This window comes from Stella humosa (assembly GCF_006738645.1).
Lineage (GTDB): Bacteria > Pseudomonadota > Alphaproteobacteria > ATCC43930 > Allostellaceae > Allostella > Allostella humosa.
Genome location: NZ_AP019700.1, coordinates 4,113,645 through 4,130,047, shown reverse-complemented (window position 1 = coordinate 4,130,047; position 16,403 = coordinate 4,113,645). Strand labels below are relative to the sequence as shown.

Genomic DNA, 16,403 nt, shown 5'->3' with positions numbered 1-16,403 from the left:
GCCAGCCTCGGGGCGCCTGGACTCGGCCGGCCGCCGCGGCCCAGAGTCGCCGAATGGTCAACGAAGCGCTGAAACCGACCGCTCCGGCGGCGGAATCCAACCAGTGGTCCAGCCGTGCCGGCTTCCTGATGGCGGCGATCGGCTCGGCCGTCGGTCTCGGCTCGATCTGGAAGTTCCCCTACGAGGTGGGCGAGAATGGCGGCGGCGCCTTCCTGATCTTCTATCTGCTGGGCATGGTGCTGGTGGTGATCCCGCTGCTGCTGGCGGAATTCGCGATCGGCCGGCGCGGCGGCGGCGATGCGGTGTCCAGCCTGGATGCCGTCGCGCGCGCGGCGCGGCGGTCGCCTGCCTGGGCGTGGGTGGCCCCGGTCGCGCTGGCCGGCGGGTATCTCATCCTCACCTACTATGCGGTCATCGCCGGGATGACGCTGGACTATGCCCTGAGCGCGCTGGTGACGGGTTTCGCCGGTGTCGACGCCGCCCTGTCGCGGGCGCGCTTTGCGGAACTGGTGGGCGATCCGCTGCGGCTGGCGCTGTCGCAGGCGATCTTCCTGGCCGCCACGGTCGCCATCGTCGCGCGCGGGGTCGGCGGCGGCATCGAGCGCGCCTGCACCGTGCTGATGCCGGTGCTGTTCGGGCTGGTGCTGCTGCTGGTCGGCTACGGCGCCGTCCAGGGCGGGTTCGGCGCGGCTGCCCGGTTCATGTTCGAACCGCGGATGGAGGCGGTGACCGCGCGCACGGCGATCGAGGCGCTGGGGCTGGGCTTCTTCTCGATCGGTGTCGGGCTGGGGGCGATGATCACCTATGCCGCCTATACCCGGGCCGACATCCGGCTGGTGCCGGCGGCCGCCGTCATCGTCGCGGGTGACACGGCCCTGTCGGTGCTGGCCGGCCTGGCCGTCTTTCCCTTCGTCTTCGCCCATGGCCTTGATCCGGCCGAGGGGGCGAGCCTCGTCTTCGTCACCCTGCCGATCGCATTCGGCGCGATCACGGGCGGGAATGTCATCGGCAGTCTCTTCTTCGCCCTGCTGGCGATCGCGGCGCTGGCCTCGGCCATGTCGCTGCTCGAACTGCTGGTGGCGCCGCTGGTCCAGCGCTTCGGCTGGCGGCGCGGCCCGGCCGCGCTCGCGGCTGGCCTGGCGGTGCTGGCGGGTGGGGTGCCGACGCTGCTGTCCTTCAACCTCTGGCAGGGGGTGCGCCCGCTGGCCTTCCTGGCCGGGTGGGCGGATGCGGACCTGTTCGAGACGATCGACGCGGCCGCCTCGAACCTGCTGCTGCCGGCGGCCGGCATCGCCTTCGCGGTCTTCGCCGGCCACGTCATGCCCGCCGCCATGGTCGGCCGCGCGCTGGACCTGGACGGCCGCTGGCTGCGCTGGCTGATGCTGGCGCTGCGCTGGGTCGTGCCGGGCGCCATTCTGCTCTTCCTGGCGGCGGGCTTCTTCTAGGCCGGCGTGCCGACCCGAACTACGCGTTTGACCGCCTCCGGCTCTTACCCCACGATCGCGGCTGCGAACGAGCGGGGCGCCCGCCAGGGTCGCGAGTCCTGGTGGTGACAGTCCTGCCGAAGAACGAAGTATCGGGAGGAGACAGTCATGAATCGCTGGGCCCTGGCGGCCGTTCCGGCCGCTTTGACGCTGCTGACCGTACCCGCGCTTGCCGCCGTCGACGGGCCGAAGGTGGCCTGGGACCTGTCTGTCTGGGGCCCGCCGAGGGCGTTCACGGCGGGCATCGAGGCCATCGCCAAGCATGTGTCGACCGAGACGGGCGGCAAGTTCACCATCAAGATCCACTATGGCGACGCCCTGTCGAAGGGGCCGGACAACCTCGACAACATCAAGCTCGGCGCCTTCGAGATGGCGCAGATCTGCACCGGCTACCATCCCGGCAAGAACCCGGCCATCACCGTGCTCGACCTGCCGGGACTGCCGCTGGTCGACCCCGACATCCATGCCCGCGTCCATGACGTGGTCTACAAGCACCCGGCCATCGTGGCCGAGTTCAAGCGGTGGAACGCCGTCCTGCTGCTTTCGGTCCTCCAGCCGCAGTCGGAGCTGATGGGCACGGGCGAGCCGCCGGTGAAGGTGGAGATGTTCAAGGGCATGCGCGTGCGGGCGCTGGGCGGCACCGGCGACGCGTTGCGCAACCTGGGCGCCGTGCCGACCTCGGTCCCGGCACCGGAGGTCTACAACTCCTTGGAGCGCGGCGTCTTCCAGGCGGCTGCCTTCCCCTACACCTACGCGTTCGCGGCCTACAAGATCGAGGAGATCGCCAAGTGGTACACGACCAACCTCGGTCCGGGTGCCAACAACTGCCCCACCGTCGTCAATGACCAGGCACTGAACAAGCTGCCGCCGCAGTACCGCGCCCTGATCGACGCGGCCAAGCCGATCGCCTATGAGGCGCTGAAGACGGCCCAGAAGACGACCGACGAGAAGAACCTTGCCGCCTGGCAGAAGCGCGGCCTGGTCGCCATCAAGTATGACGAGGTCGAACTGAAGAAGTTCGCCGACATGGCGGCGCGGCCGGTCTGGGATGCGTGGGTGAAGGAGATGACGGCCAAGAACCTGCCGGCCAAGGAGCTGCTCGATCTCGTCCTGGCCGAGGCGGACAAGGCCAAGAAAGCGCTCGGCCGCTAGGGCAGCGGCGCCGGACAGGGCAGGGCGATGACCGCAGCGGTGCGGCCGCCCGGCCCGGCCGCCAGGGCGCTCGCCCTGGCCGACCGGGCCCTCGCGAAGGTGGAGCTGGCCACGGCGGTGATCGCCGGGCTCGTCATCTTCTTCGTCATGTGGGTCGGCGTGGCCGAGATCGTGCTGCGCAAGGGCTTCAACGCCCCGCTCTACGGGCAGCTCGACCTGATCGAGCAGACCATGGCGCTCTACGCCATCCTGTCGATCTCCTACTGCTGGCGGCTGGCCGGGCATATCCGCGTCGACCTGCTGATCGACCAGTTCCACGGCCGGGCGCGCTGGGTGGTGGAGTTCGGCACGACGCTGGCCGCCCTGGCGCTGGTCACGGCGATTTGGCCCGGCATCCTGCATTTCTTCGAGAACGCGCTCGACATCGGCGATTCGACGATGAACACGCGCTGGCCGACCTGGCCGTCCAAGCTGGTGCCGGTGGTAGCGTTCTCCATTTTGTGGGTGCGCCTCGCGCTCGAACTGGTGGGCTTCGCCCGCCTGATCGCCTGCCCGGACGCCGAGCCCATTGCCGTGCCCCGGCATCCCGACCCGGTCCGCGAGGCCGTCGGCGATGCCGATGCCGCCGATCCCGGCCTTCGCGCCTGACCCGGAGCCCGATCCATGGAACCGGTACATTACGGCGTCATCGGCATGATCGCCCTGGCCGTGCTGATCGTGCTGGGCGTGCGCATCTTCGTCGCGTCCGGCATCGTCGGCTTCTGCGGCCTCTGGGCCTTGCGCGGCTTCGACAAGGCCGTCGGAATCTCCGGCCACATTCCCTATTCGGACACCACCAACTACGCGTTGTCGGTGCTGCCGCTGTTCATCCTGATCGGCCATCTGGCCCATCATGCCGGCATCGTCCAGGGCGCCTATCGCTGCGCGCGGGCCTGGCTCGGCTGGCTGCCGGGCGGGCTTGGCATCGCCACCATCTTCGCGGCCGCGGGCTTCGCGGCGGTCTCGGGGGCCAGCACGGCGACGGCGGCCGTGTTCTCGCGCATCGCCCTGCCGGAACTGCTGAAGGCAAAATACCATCCCAGCATCGCGGCCGCCCTGGTGGCGGCCGGCGGCACGCTGGCCTCGCTGATCCCGCCTTCGGCGATCATGGTCGTCTACGGCATCATCACCGAGACGTCGATCGGCGGCCTGCTGCTGGCGGGCTTCATCCCGGGGGTGATATCGGCCCTGGTCTATGCCTCGGCCATCTTCTTCCGCTTCCTCGCCAACCCCGCGCTGGGCGAGGCCAGCCCCGATGCCGGCTGGAAGGAGCGGATCCAGACCCTGCCCGAGATCGTGCCCATCGTCTTCGTCATCGGCGCAGTGCTGGGCGGCATGTATACCGGCTGGGCCACCCCGACCGAGGTCGGCGCGCTCGGCGCCTTCATCATCTTCGTCATGGCGCTGCTGCGCGGCACCCTGTCGGGCAAGGGGCTGCTCGCCTCGCTGGTCGAGACCGCAAAGCTGTCGGTGATGATCTTCTCGATCATCTGGGGGGTGCTGATCTTCGTGCGCTTCCTGGCCTTCGCCGGCGTGTCGTCGGCCTTCGCGGATTGGATCCAGGCGCTCGGCGTCTCGCCCTACCTGGTCCTGTTCTGTGTCATCCTGCTCTACATCGTGCTCGGCATGTTCATGGACGGCATCGGCATGCTGCTGCTGACGTTGCCGGTCATCTCGCCCGTCATGACCAGCCTGGGATTCGACCCGATCTGGTTCGGCATCATCGTCGTGAAGATGGTGGAGATCGGGCTGCTGACGCCGCCGGTCGGGCTCAACTGCTATGTTGTCGCCGGCGTGCGGCCGGACATACCCTTGCAGCAGATCTTCCGTGGCGTCTGGCCCTTCGTCATCGCCGATCTGGCCTGCGTCGCCCTGTTCATCGCCTTTCCGGGCATCGTCACCTTCCTGCCGAAGCTGGTGATGAACGGCTGACCCCCACGCAGCACCAGGGAGCCCCAATCCATGTCCGTCATCCTCGGCAGCGGCGACCATCGCTACCGCGTCAACACCGAATGGGCGAAGCTGCCCACGGGCTGGGTCTTCACCGACGTGGCCGGTGTGGCCGTCGATGCCGCCGACCAAGTCTATGTCTTCAATCGCGGCGAGCACCCGATGATCGTGTTCGACCGCGAGGGCAATTTCCTGCGCTCCTGGGGCGAGGGCGTGTTCAACCGCGCCCACGGCATCCATTTCGGCCCGGACGGCATGCTCTATTGCACCGACGACGGCGACCACACGGTGCGCAAGTGCACGACCGACGGCCGCGTGCTGCTGGAGATCGGCATGCCCGGCAAGCCGGCCCCGTTCATGAGCGGCAACCCCTTCCACCGCTGCACCCACACGGCCCTGTCGCCGCGCGGCGACATCTTCGTGGCCGACGGCTACGGCAATGCGCGCGTGCACAAGTACGACCCGTCCGGGCGGCTGCTGAAGTCCTGGGGCTCGCCCGGGACGCAGCCGGGGGAGTTCAACATCGTCCACAACATCGCCGCCGACGATGACGGCTGGGTCTATGTCGCCGACCGCGAGAACCACCGCATCCAGGTGTTCGACGGCGAGGGCCGCTACGAGACGCAGTGGAACAACCTGCACCGCCCCTGCGGCATCTGCCTGCAGCCCGGGCCGGACGGGCTCTGCATCGTGGGCGAACTGGGTCCGGGCCTGCCGGTCAATCGCCGGGTCCCGAACCTCGGCCCCCGCATCAGCCTCGTCACCACCAAGGGCGAGCTGGTGGCGCGCCTGGGCGGCGAGAACGGGCCGGGCGACGAGGTGGGGCAGTTCCATGCGCCGCACGGTGTCGCCGTCGATTCGCGCGGCGACATCTATGTAGGCGAGGTCTCCTACACCAACTTCCGCTCGCACTTCCTGGGCGAGCCGGTGCCGGAGGAGATGCGGGTGTTGCAGAAGCTGGAAAAGGTACGCTGACAGCCGCCCTCATTCTTGCGCATGATGGAGGGGTAACGGCGGGCGGGGACGGCGGATGGACCGGGTCGAGGCGATGCGCCTGTTCGTGCGGGTGGCGGAACTCGGCAGCCTGTCCGCCGCCGCCCGCCGGTCGGGCCTGTCGGTCGCCAGCGTCTCGCGCGGCATGGGCGAGCTGGAGGCCGGGCTCGGCGTCCGGCTGTTCGCGCGCACCACCCGACGGCAGGCCCTGACCGAGGCAGGGCAGGAGTATCACCGCCGCGCCGTCGTCATCCTCGACCAGCTCGATGCGCTGCATGGCGACCTGCGGCGCGGCGAGCGCCGGCCGGGCGGCGTGCTGCGGGTGCTGGCCCGGCGCTCCTTCGCGCTGCGCCACGTCGCCCCGCACCTGGCCGCCTTCGCCCGGCTCTATCCCGAACTGGCGGTCGACCTGCTGCTGACCGAGGCGCATCCGGCCACCTTCCCCGACGAGGTGGACGTGGTGATCCGGCTGGGCGCGCCGATCGAGAAGGGGCTCGCCGCGCGCGAGCTGGCGCCGGCCACGCGTCATCTCTGTGCCGCGAGGGCGTACCTGGAGGGGCGGCCGGCGATCGCCCATCCCGACGACCTGCGGCGGCACGACTGCCTCATCTATCGCACCGGCCAGCCGCGGCCGGCCTGGGTGTTCGAGAGCGCGGCCGGCCGCTACGAACTGCGGCTGGGCGGCAGCCTGGTCGCCAACAGCGGCGAAGTGCTGCGCCAGGCGGCGGTCGACGGTCAGGGGGTAGCCTTGCTGCCGGAATGGCAGGTGGGCGACGATGTCGCCGCCGGCCGCCTGGTGCGCCTGCTGGCGGACTATCGCGCCTATCCCGAGGGCTTCGCCGAGGCGGTCTATGCCATCCACCCGCGGGCGGAGTTCGTGCCAGCCAAGGTGACCGCCTTCGTCGATTTCCTGCGCGAGGCGATCAAGCCGTCCGGCACATGATATTTGCGTATGGAGCAAAGGTCGGTTGCTTTATCGGACAATTGTTGCGTCCGTGGTCCCGGCGGTAGATCGAAGCCGACCGACCCGTTGGGAGCCCCTGTGATGACCCCGACCTTCCACGCCATCCATCCCCTCTTCGGCGCCGAAGTGCAGGGCGTCGACCTGTCGCGGCCGCTGCCGGATGCGGTCTTTGCCGCGATCGCCGATGCCTTCGAGCGCCGTTCGGTGCTGCTGTTCCGCAGTCAGGCGGTGGACGATGCCGCCCAGGTCGCCTTTGCCGCGCGCTTCGGCCCGCTGGAGACGGTGCGGGCCGGTGCCGTCGGCGGCGGCACGCATCTGATCACGCTGACCAACGTGGCGCCCGATGGCGGCATCCTGCCGCCGACCCACGAGCAGACGCTGCACGGCCTGGCCAACCGGCTGTGGCACACGGACAGTTCGTTCAAGGCGATCCCGGCACTGGCTTCGCTGCTGTCGGCGCGAGAGGTGCCGCCCGAAGGAGGGGAGACGGAATGGGCCGGCACCCGGGCGGCCTTCGCGGCGCTGCCGGACGAACTGCGCCGGCGCATCGACGGGCTGACGGTCCGGCATGATTTCGCCCATTCCCGGGCCAAGGTCGACCCGGACCTGGCCGTCGCGGCAACGCGTGCGGCTTTCCCGCCGGTCACCCGGCCGCTGGTCCGGCGCAACCCCTTGACGGGAGAGGCCGCCCTCTATCTTGGCTCGCACGCGGCCGCGGTCGACGGCATGGGTGTGGTCGAGGGGCGGGCGCTGCTGGACATGCTGACCCGGCACGCCACCCGGCCGGAGTTCGTCTACACCCACCGCTGGCGGCCGGGCGACCTGGTGCTGTGGGACAACCGCGCCACGCTCCATCGCGGCCGGCCGTTCGCCGCCGGCCTGCACCGCCGCACCATCGTGCGGGCGACGATCGCCGATCCGGCGGGCCGCCTGGCGGTCGCCGCCTGACCGTTCAGCGTTCCAGTACGGAGAGGTCGAGGGCGACGCTGTCCCCCAGCCAGACCGCGCGGTCGCGATGGTCGACCAGGGCGTCGCCGGTGTTGGGATGGACGAAGACGGTCAGCCGGCCACGATTCAGCGTCAGCCAGGGCACGATGTCGGCGAAGCGGTCGGGCCGGAAGAGGACCTGATAGCTCCATTTCGGGTGCGGCCCGACCGGCTTCTCGTGGAAGCGCCCCATCTCCATGTTGCCCTCGAACCGGGCCTCGATCAGCGCCCGCAGGGCCAGTGCATCGGTCGTGGTGTCCTGGTCGAAATAGATGTGGGCGTGCCAGTCGGCGATCTCGTCGATGTCCATTGCAGGGCTCCTCGCTGTCAGTCGGCTTCCCAGACACGTTCGATCGCATCGGCCAGGGCCTCGGGCCGCAGCGGGTCGAAGACGAATACCACCTGGTGCCGGCCGGCGGGTACGGCCACGGCGCGGAACAGGCGGTTGGCGCGCAGGATGGGGACGGCCGCCTCGTCGAGGGTCGCTCGCCAGAAGGGGTGGAAGCGATCGTTGAGGACGAGGAACCCGTCGCGCGCCATGTCGACCGCGACCTCGACCCGGTCGCGGCGATAGAGGCCGATGCGGGCCGTGCCGGCTGGCCCGGCCTCGCCCGCCGGGATGCGCTGGCCCATGATCCGCACGGCAGCGGTGGGGTCGGCCGGCAGCGCGCGGCCCATGTCGGCGTCGGCCCGGCCAACCGCCATAGCGCGGGGCAGCGCGCCCGGGTTTTCGTAGAGGAAGGCGCCGTCGACCGTCTCGACCAGCTTCAGGCCGGCGATGGCGGCCGGAGGCAGGATCGTCTCGATCGGCCGCCCGGTCACCACCAGGCCGATGCCGAGCAGGCGGGCAAGCGTGCTGTCATAGCCGGTGAAGTCGGCCGTCAGCGTGCGCTCGGGCAGGTGGCTGTTCTGCCGCGCGCCCACCATCGTGCCGTAGAGCGCGTTACGCAGCGGGTCGTAGCCGAGCGTCTGCTCGAAGCCATAGGCCAGCGCCGCGTTCTGCCACGAGCCGCCCCAGTCGCCGCCCGGCACCCGGTCGAGCCCGAATATCTCCACCCGGTTGCCGCCCAGGCCAGTCCCCAGCCGGGCACGGATCGCCGCCGCCAGCCGCTCGCCTTCCCGCCGGTAGGCGGCGACTTGGTCGGCCGGCACGGCGTTCAGGGTTCGGCTGGTGCCGTGGAACGAGAGATCGGCGGCGGTGACGGCGATCAGCAGCGGCAGCCACGCCCGTGGCGCGCGCGCCGGGGCGCGGTCCGCGAAGAGGATGGCGGCAGCCAGCAAGGGCAGGGTGATGGCCAGTTGCAGGGCCATGTCGGGCAGGTGTCCCAGATACCAGCCGAACCAGGCACCGGCCGCGGTCGCCAGCGCGGCCGGCAGCGCGAAGGCCAGCCAGGCCCGCCCGGCGCCCGGCACCGTCGCCAGGTCGTGCGCGGCCGTGCCCGCCAGCAGGGCCAGCATGGCGTTCAGCAGGAAGGCGGCGTCGTTGGGCCGGCGATAGAGGTCGACCCCCGGCAGCAGATCGTACATCGCCAGGAACACCGGCGTGTAGGCGCCAAGGACGTAGAGCAGCGCGAAGAGCAGGCCGGCGGCGAAGGCGGGTGCCGCGTGCAGCAGCCGCAGCGGCGCCCGCGCGAACGCCAGCAGCAGGACCGCCAGCGGCAGCAGCCCGATATAGAGATGGCTGGTGGTCGGGTCGTTCCAGTCGAAGCCCAGCGCCGACAGGCCCATCCAGGGCAGGGTGCCGGAACCCCAGTAGCCGTCCGGCGTCAAGGCACCGAAGGCGTTGGGCGCCAGCAGGGTCAGCAGGGATGCCGGGTGCAGCGAGGCGTATCCGGCGATGCGATAGGCGATCTCCGGCCGGGTGCTGCCGACCAGCGCGTCCAGCGTCAGCAGGGTCGGCAGGGCCAGCAGGGCGCCGCCCGCCAGCAGGGCCGGCAGCAGCTCCGCCAGGCGGCGGGGCAGGGCGCCGATCCCCTGGCGGCGGATCGCGGCCGCCATCCAGCCGGCGGCGCAGCCGATCAGGAAGAGGCAGTTGATGAAGGCCACCTGGTCGCGGCCGACCGCCATGATGCCGGCCACCAGCCCGAATCCCAGTGCCGCCAGCGCCCGCCGCCGCCCGCTGGCGGCCGTGAAGGCCAGTTGCAGCAGCAGGATCGCCCAGGGCAGGTGGGCATAGCTGACGGTCATGATCGAATGCTGCAGCCGGGCCGCCGCCACACCTCCGAACATGAAGACGAGGGCCGCCACGACGGCGGCCGCCGGTCGCCAGCCGAGCCGCCGGCCCAGCAGCAGGACGCCCAGGCCGCCCGCCAGCAGATGGGCGATCTGGACCATGTCCATCAGCGTCATCGACGGGTGCGGCACCAGTTCGGCCAGCAGCCGGAAGCCCGGCGTGAAGAGCCAGGACTGCGGGTTGGCGATGGCCGCCCGGCCGGCATAGAGGAAGGGGTTCCAGAAGCCGCTGTCGCCGGCCTCGCGCGCGGCCGCCAGCGCCCGCAGCACGGGGTAGTAGTAGTCCTTGGCGTCCCACGGGATGACACGGCCGCCGACGAGCCACGGGGCGGCGAACAGGACCCAGGCCAGGAGAACGGCGCCCGCAGCCGCGAACCATGCGGCAGCCGGGCCCCGTCTATTGTCCGCGTCGGTCACGGGGCCGGACGCTACAGCGAAGGATGGCGGCGGCCAACCGGCCTTTGTGGGGTGTGCGGCGATTCCGGGGTTGCCGCACCCCCGCCCGCCGGCCGACGATCCCCCAATCCCCGAATACGGAGTCGAAGATGACGGCGATACCCACCGAGACGATCGCGCTGAGCGGCCTGGAAGACGAGGTCGAAATCCTGGTCGATCGCTGGGGGGTGCCGCACATCTATGCCAAGTCGGAGGCGGGTGCCTTTTTCGCCCAGGGCTTCAATGCCGGCCGGGACCGGCTGTGGCAGATCGACATGTGGAGGAAGCGCGGCCTGGGGCTGACGGCGGGCGACCTCGGGCCGGCCTATGTCGACCGCGACCGTGCCTCGCGCCTGCTGCTCTACCGGGGCGACATGGCGGCCGAATGGGCCTGCTACGGCGCCGACGCCAAGGCCTGGACGACCGCCTTCGTGGCCGGCATCAACGCCTATGTCGACCTAGTGGCGCGCGAGCCGGACCGGCTGCCGGTGGAGTTCCGCCTGCTTGGCACCAAGCCGCAGAAGTGGCAGCCCGAGGACGTGGTGCGCTGCCGCACCCATGCGCGGGTGCGCAACCTCGATTCCGAGGTGCTGCGCACCGACATCATCGCCCGCTTCGGGCTCGATGCCGACCGGCTGCACAAGAAGATCCAGCCGGAATGGACGGTGAAAGTCCCCGAGGGGCTGGAGCCGCACGTCATCCCGCCCGAGGTGATGAAGGCCTATCTGCTGGCGACCGAGCCCAATGCCGTCGGCACCGCGGAGCCGGCGGAACCGCTGGACATCGGGTCGGCCGACAGCTTCGGCAGCAACAACTGGACGCTGGCGCCGTCGCGCACCAATACCGGCCGGGCGATCATGGCGAGCGACCCGCACCGGGTCCACGAGCTGCCCTCGCTGCGCTACATGGCCCATCTGGTGGCGCCCGGCCTCGACGTGATCGGGGCGGGCGAAGCCTCCGTGCCGGGCGTCAGCCTCGGCCACAACGACCGCATCGCCTTCTCGCTGACGATCCACCCATCCGACCAGGAAGACCTCTACGTCTACGAGCTCGACCCGGCCGATCCCGACCTCTACCGCTATGGCGAGGGCTGGGAGCGGATGACGACGGTGGCCGAGGAAATCCCGGTGCGCGGCGGTGCTGCGGTGGCGACCGACCTGAAGTTCACCCGCCACGGGCCGGTGCTGCACGTCGATCGCGCCGCCAACCGCGCCTATGCCATCCGCACCGTGTGGATGGGGCCGGGCACGGCGGCGTATCTCGCCAGCCTCGGCTACATCAAGGCGAAGAACTGGCAGGAGTACGTGGCCGCCCTCGAAGGCTGGGGGGCGCCCTCGACCAACCATCTCGTCGCCGACGTCGACGGCAACATCGGATGGGCCGTGGCGGCCATGGTGCCCAAGCGGCCGAACTGGGACGGGCTGATGCCGGTGCCGGGCGACGGGCGCTACGAATGGGCGGGGCTCACCCACTCCTCCGGCCTGCCGCGCAGCTACAACCCGGCCGGCGGCTGGCTCGGCACCGCCAACCAGATGAACCTGCCGCCCGACTATGACTACAAGACCCTGAAGACCGGCTTCGAATGGCCGAACGATGGCCGCTACGTCCGCCTGGCCGAGCTGCTCGAGGCCAAGTCCGAATGGTCGGTCGCCGACACCCAGGGCATGCAGATCGATTGCGGCAGCATCCCGGCGCGCCGCCTGTGCCGGCTGCTGGCCGGCCTGTCCACCAAGGACACGGCTGCCGCCAAGGGCCTGAAGCTGCTGGCCGGGTGGGACCACGACGTCGGCGCCGACAGCGGACCTGCTGCCCTCTTCGAAGTCTGGTTCAGCAAGCATCTGATCCCGGGCGTGCTCAATCGCCTCGGTCCCGCCGGGCTGACGCCGATGGTCACGGTGCCGGACTCCGCCCTGGTCGTCGATCTGCTGGAGAAGGCCGATCCGGGCTTCGGTGCCGACGCGGCGGCTGCCCGCGACGCCCTGCTGCTGGAGACGCTGGCCGGCGCCTGGGTCGAGACGACCAAGCGGCTTGGCGCCGACCCAGCCGGCTGGGCGTGGGGCCAGATTCACCAGGGCCGCTTCCGCCACCCGCTGTCGCGCCTGGCGCCGGCCAAGCTGAAGGCGAAGCTGGATGTCGGGCCGGCACCCAAGGGCGGCTCCAACCTCACCATCAACAACAACGGCTATCGCACCAGCGACTTCGAGGTGGTGTCAGGCGTGTCCTGGCGCATGGTGGTCGATGTCGGCAACTGGGATGCGAGCTGGGTCATCAACAGCCCCGGCCAGTCGGGCGACCCGGCCAGCCCGCACTATCGCGACCTGTTCCCGATCTGGGCCAGGGACGGGTACGTGCCGATGGTCTACAGCCGGGCGGCGGTGGAAGCCGCGGCCGAGCAGCGTATCCGCCTGGTGCCCGCGGCGAACTGAAGCCGGCAAATGACCGGGGGCCCCTTCCGGGCGCGGCCGGAAAGGGGCATCATGACTGACCTGATCAATCGCTAAACGGGAGTGGGAAATGGCGGACGGCCGCAAAACACTGGTCGAAACGGCACACCGGGTTCTGCCCGCGGGCAATTTCGGCAACTTCGCGTCGGACATCATCATCCACCGGGGCCAGGGCGCCCATGTGTGGGATGTCGACGGCAATGAGTATGTCGATTTCCTGCTCGGCTCCGGCCCGATGTTCGTCGGCCATTCCCATCCCGAGGTCGTCGAGGCCGTGCTGCGGCAGGTGCCGCTCGGCACCACCTTCTTCGCCAACAACGAGCACGGCATCCGGCTGGCGGCCGAGATCGTCGAGGCACTGCCCTGCGCCGAGCAGGTCCGCTTCATGTCGAGCGGCACCGAGGCCGATCTCTATGCCATGCGCGTCGCCCGCGCCTTCCGCGGCCGCGACAAGATCCTCAAGTTCGAGGGCGGCTATCACGGCATGAGCGACTGGAGCCTGATGTCGCTGGCGCCCAAGAAGCCCGGCAACTTCCCGCGCGGCGTGCCCGATTCGGCCGGCATCCCCAAGAGCGTGCAGGACGAGGTGATCGTCGCCCCCTTCAACGACCTGGAAGCGGCCGTCGCCCTCATCCGCGCCCACCAGGACGAGCTGGGCGGCGTCATCGTCGAGCCGTTCCAGCGCCTGATCCCGCCCAAGCCGGGCTTCCTGGAGGGGTTGCGGGCGATCACCGCCGAACTCGGCATCCCGCTCATCTTCGACGAGGTGGTGACCGGCTTCCGCTTCGCCTATGGCGGCGCGCAGTCCTATTACGGCGTCACGCCGGACCTGTGCACGCTGGGCAAGATCATCGGCGGCGGGTTCCCCCTGTCGGCGGTGGCCGGCCGGGCCGACATCATGGCCCATTTCGACCGCGCCAAGGTGGGCGACGACGGTTTCCTGGTGAATATCGGCACGCTGTCGGGCAACCCGGTGGCATCGGTCGCGGGCTTGGCCACCATGGCGATCCTGAAGCGCCCCGGCGCCTACGAGAAGGCGTTCGCCACCGGCCAGACCCTGATGGACGGCTTCGCCGCCGCCATCCGCGAGGCCGGCCTGCCGGCCCAGGTGATCGGTGTGCCGCCGCTCTTCGACATCGTCTGGGCCGAAGGCGACATCAAGGACTACCGCTCGACCCTGGCGGCCGACACGGCCCTGCAGAAGCGGGTCAACGTCCGCCTGCGCGAGGCCGGCATCCTCAAGGGCGACAGCAAGTTCTACATCAGCCTCGCCCATGACGAGGCCGACGTGGCCCACACGCTGGAAGCCTTCTCGAACGCGGTGAAGGCCGAAGCTAAGGCGTGATCAGTCGACCATAGAGGGCATGGAGCCAGGTGCGGTCGGCGTCGCTGACCGTGCCGTTCTCCATGTCCCGCGCCATCTCGCCCAAGGTCTCGCGTGAATCGGCCGAGAGTTCGGGCAGCGCCAGCAAAGCGGCGATGCGGGCCGCGTCGTCCAGCGGAGCCGCCGGCATGCCGTCCTCGGCCTCCAGCGGCGGCAAGGCCGGCGCCAGCAATGCGTCCCAGTCCAGGCGCGCTGCGGCCAGGATGGCGGTGGCGGCTTGAGCAGCCCCCAGGACCGTCTCCTCGTCGGCACTGCCCAGGCGGGCGAGCGCGTCGAGAAGACGGGTACGGTCGTAGGCGAGTGCGATCTGATTCATGGCCCGTCCCTATTATTGGCAGGGACCGCCGTGGTCAATGCGGAGCGGGTTAGTTCGGTGGCCCCGCCTATATCTGCTTGCGCTTCTCGACCAGGGTCAGGAAGCGATCGAACTCCTTCTCGTTGACGGTGTAACTGTGGTCGTCGTCGGGGAAGGCGCCTTCCTTCACCTCTTTCACATACTGGCGGATGCCGCCGACGGCGACTTCGGTCAGGTTGGTGTAGCGCTTGGTGAATTTCGGCTTGAAGTCGGTGAAGACGCCGAGCAGGTCGTAGCAGAGCAGGATCTGCCCGTCGGTGCCGACGCCGGCGCCGATGCCGATGGTGGGGATGGTGAGCTGCTTGGAGATCACGGCCGCGATCTTCGCCGGCACCGCCTCGAACTCCAGCATGAAGCAGCCGGCGTCCTCGATGGCGAGCGCGTCCTCCAGGATCTTCATGGCGGCGTCGGCCGTGCGGCCCTGGATGCGGAAGCCGCCGAACATGGCGATGGTGTGCGGCGTCAGCCCGATATGCGAGGCGGTCGGAATGCCGGCATCGACCAGCGCCTTCAGGATGTGGCCCTGGCTCTTGCCGCCCTGGGGCTTCACCGCGTCGCAGCCAGCCTCCTGCATGAAGCGCGTGGCGTTCGTCAGCGCGCGGTCGACGCTGTTGTAGCTCTGGTAGGGCATGCAGCCCAGCACGAAGGTATTGGGCGCCCCGCGGCGGACCGCCAGCGAGTGCATCACCATCATGTCCATGGTGGCGGGGATGGTGCTGGGGTGGCCGTGCGCCACCATCGCCAGCGAATCGCCGACGACGGCCACGTCGACGCCGGCCATCTCGGCCCAGCGCGCCGAGGTGTAGTCGGGCACCGACATGTAGACCATCTTCTCGCCGGTCGTCTTGGAATCGCGGATCTCGGTGATGGTGCGCTTCTTGCGCACCTCGGCGGGCTTGTCCCCGTCGGCCATTGCGTTCTCTCCCCTGCGACTTTGTCTTATAGATCCGCCAGCCGGATATAGCCGCCGACCACGGCCGCCACCGCCAGCCCCGTGACGGTGGCGCCGGTACCTGACCAGCCCGCGGTCGAGGTCACCAGCATCCACAGCACGAAGACCCCGCCGGCAATGACGAAGCCGCCGACCAGCGAGGCGATATTGCGCTTCAGGCCCGGTTCGGGGCCGGGATGGGACGCCATCAGCCGCGCGCCACGGCTGGGTTGCCCGCCTGCGGCGCCGGGCCGGTCGGCTTGGCGGCGCCGCGGTCGCGGGCGCTGGCACGCACCTTCTTCAGGTCCTGGCGGACATGGGTGCGATCATAGCCGTTGAAGATATGCCCCAGCACGCTGCGCTTCAGGTCGCTGGTGCGGAACAGCGCGTCGGCAATCGGGTAGGTCAGGTTGAAGTTCCGCTCCATCATGATCGCCGGGTTGTGGTGGGCGATGTGGTGGCGGCGCAGCGAGTTCACGATCGGGATGTGGCGGACGATGCGGTCGTCCTTCACATGGCAGCACCAGTGGAAGAGCTCGTAGTTGAGGTAGAGCGCCGTGTTGGTGACGAGCAGCAGCCAGCCGGCATCGGGCAGGCCCGCCATGTTCAGGATCCAGGCGGGCAGTGCCGACATCGCCATGAAGGTGATGAGCGCATAGGGCGGGAAGAAGGTGATGCGGAAATCCCGCGTCGAATCGATGGTCGGCTCGGTCTCTGTGAAGAACTGGTGATGGGCCAGCGTGTGGCGCTTGTAGATGCCCATGAAGCCCTTGATCGGCCGGTGCATCACATAGCGATGCAGCCACCATTCGAAGGTGTTGGCGATCATGAAGGCGGCCGGCACGATCAGCCACTCGTACCAGGCAGGGCTGCCGATCTGCTGCACGAAGTACCAGATGCCGGCCAGTCCGATGGCGTAGATCATCACGACATGGGCAAGGCCGCTGTACCAGGGCGAAACCCGGTTGCGGAAATCGGCCCGGAAGGCCGCCTGTCGCTGGCTCATCATCGTCGCTTCTCCCCTTCCGCAAGGCATCGCATCCAGCCGCTAAT

The 16,403-nt window shown here is 69.6% G+C and carries 15 protein-coding genes; 9 read left to right on the top strand and 6 right to left on the bottom strand.

Annotation, left to right across the window (positions count from 1 at the left end; translation table 11 throughout):
* Nucleotides 1-53 precede the first annotated feature (53 nt).
* The 7 genes from STVA_RS19395 (at nucleotide 54) to STVA_RS19365 (ending at nucleotide 7,530) form a co-directional block, all read left to right on the top strand.
* Nucleotides 54-1,445, top strand: coding sequence for a sodium-dependent transporter (locus STVA_RS19395; protein ID WP_123693047.1), 1,392 nt, complete (start codon nucleotides 54-56; stop codon nucleotides 1,443-1,445).
* Between the two features lie 147 nt (nucleotides 1,446-1,592).
* A complete protein-coding gene (gene dctP, locus STVA_RS19390) occupies nucleotides 1,593-2,636 on the top strand; it encodes a TRAP transporter substrate-binding protein DctP (protein ID WP_123693049.1) in 1,044 nt (347 codons plus the stop codon).
* Between the two features lie 27 nt (nucleotides 2,637-2,663).
* The gene (locus STVA_RS19385; protein WP_123693051.1) at nucleotides 2,664-3,284 is read left to right on the top strand and encodes a TRAP transporter small permease subunit; all 621 of its coding nucleotides are present in this window, start codon (nucleotides 2,664-2,666) and stop codon (nucleotides 3,282-3,284) included.
* A 15-nt stretch (nucleotides 3,285-3,299) separates the two neighbouring features.
* Nucleotides 3,300-4,607, top strand: coding sequence for a TRAP transporter large permease (locus tag STVA_RS19380; RefSeq protein ID WP_123693053.1), 1,308 nt, complete (start codon nucleotides 3,300-3,302; stop codon nucleotides 4,605-4,607).
* A 30-nt stretch (nucleotides 4,608-4,637) separates the two neighbouring features.
* Nucleotides 4,638-5,600: a peptidyl-alpha-hydroxyglycine alpha-amidating lyase family protein gene (locus STVA_RS19375; protein ID WP_123693055.1), complete on the top strand. Its 963-nt coding sequence runs from the start codon at nucleotides 4,638-4,640 to the stop codon at nucleotides 5,598-5,600.
* Nucleotides 5,601-5,655: 55 nt separating this feature from the next.
* Nucleotides 5,656-6,561: a LysR family transcriptional regulator gene (locus tag STVA_RS19370; RefSeq protein WP_123693056.1), complete on the top strand. Its 906-nt coding sequence runs from the start codon at nucleotides 5,656-5,658 to the stop codon at nucleotides 6,559-6,561.
* 102 nt (nucleotides 6,562-6,663) lie between these two features.
* Entirely contained in the window at nucleotides 6,664-7,530 is an 867-nt protein-coding gene (locus tag STVA_RS19365; protein ID WP_123693058.1) for a TauD/TfdA dioxygenase family protein, read from the top strand.
* A gap of 4 nt (nucleotides 7,531-7,534) precedes the next feature.
* Here the strand turns inward: STVA_RS19365 and STVA_RS19360 are convergent, their stop codons facing one another.
* A complete protein-coding gene (locus STVA_RS19360; protein ID WP_123693060.1) occupies nucleotides 7,535-7,879 on the bottom strand; it encodes a DOPA 4,5-dioxygenase family protein in 345 nt (114 codons plus the stop codon).
* 17 nt (nucleotides 7,880-7,896) lie between these two features.
* Complete coding sequence (locus tag STVA_RS19355) at nucleotides 7,897-10,218, bottom strand: hypothetical protein (RefSeq protein WP_123693062.1); 2,322 nt, start codon at nucleotides 10,216-10,218, stop codon at nucleotides 7,897-7,899.
* A gap of 128 nt (nucleotides 10,219-10,346) precedes the next feature.
* Here STVA_RS19355 and STVA_RS19350 point away from each other — a divergent pair, with 128 nt between their 5' ends.
* Nucleotides 10,347-12,662: a penicillin acylase family protein gene (locus STVA_RS19350; protein ID WP_170216615.1), complete on the top strand. Its 2,316-nt coding sequence runs from the start codon at nucleotides 10,347-10,349 to the stop codon at nucleotides 12,660-12,662.
* Nucleotides 12,663-12,750: 88 nt separating this feature from the next.
* The gene (locus STVA_RS19345) at nucleotides 12,751-14,025 is read left to right on the top strand and encodes an aspartate aminotransferase family protein (RefSeq protein WP_123693066.1); all 1,275 of its coding nucleotides are present in this window, start codon (nucleotides 12,751-12,753) and stop codon (nucleotides 14,023-14,025) included.
* Here STVA_RS19345 and STVA_RS19340 read toward each other — a convergent pair.
* The 4 genes from STVA_RS19340 to STVA_RS19325 form a co-directional block, all read right to left on the bottom strand.
* Nucleotides 14,015-14,380: a hypothetical protein gene (locus STVA_RS19340; RefSeq protein ID WP_123693067.1), complete on the bottom strand. Its 366-nt coding sequence runs from the start codon at nucleotides 14,378-14,380 to the stop codon at nucleotides 14,015-14,017. The two genes, STVA_RS19345 and STVA_RS19340, sit on opposite strands and share 11 nt — an antisense overlap.
* Before the next feature lie 67 nt (nucleotides 14,381-14,447).
* On the bottom strand, nucleotides 14,448-15,332 hold the full coding sequence (gene panB / locus STVA_RS19335; RefSeq protein WP_123693069.1) for a 3-methyl-2-oxobutanoate hydroxymethyltransferase: 885 nt from the start codon (nucleotides 15,330-15,332) through the stop codon (nucleotides 14,448-14,450).
* 26 nt (nucleotides 15,333-15,358) lie between these two features.
* Nucleotides 15,359-15,559 (bottom strand): hypothetical protein, encoded by a 201-nt coding sequence (locus tag STVA_RS19330; RefSeq protein ID WP_123693071.1) that lies wholly within the window; start codon nucleotides 15,557-15,559, stop codon nucleotides 15,359-15,361.
* Entirely contained in the window at nucleotides 15,559-16,359 is an 801-nt protein-coding gene (locus STVA_RS19325) for a sterol desaturase family protein (RefSeq protein WP_197735686.1), read from the bottom strand. The genes STVA_RS19330 and STVA_RS19325 overlap by 1 nt, the downstream gene beginning before the upstream one ends.
* Nucleotides 16,360-16,403 lie beyond the last annotated feature (44 nt).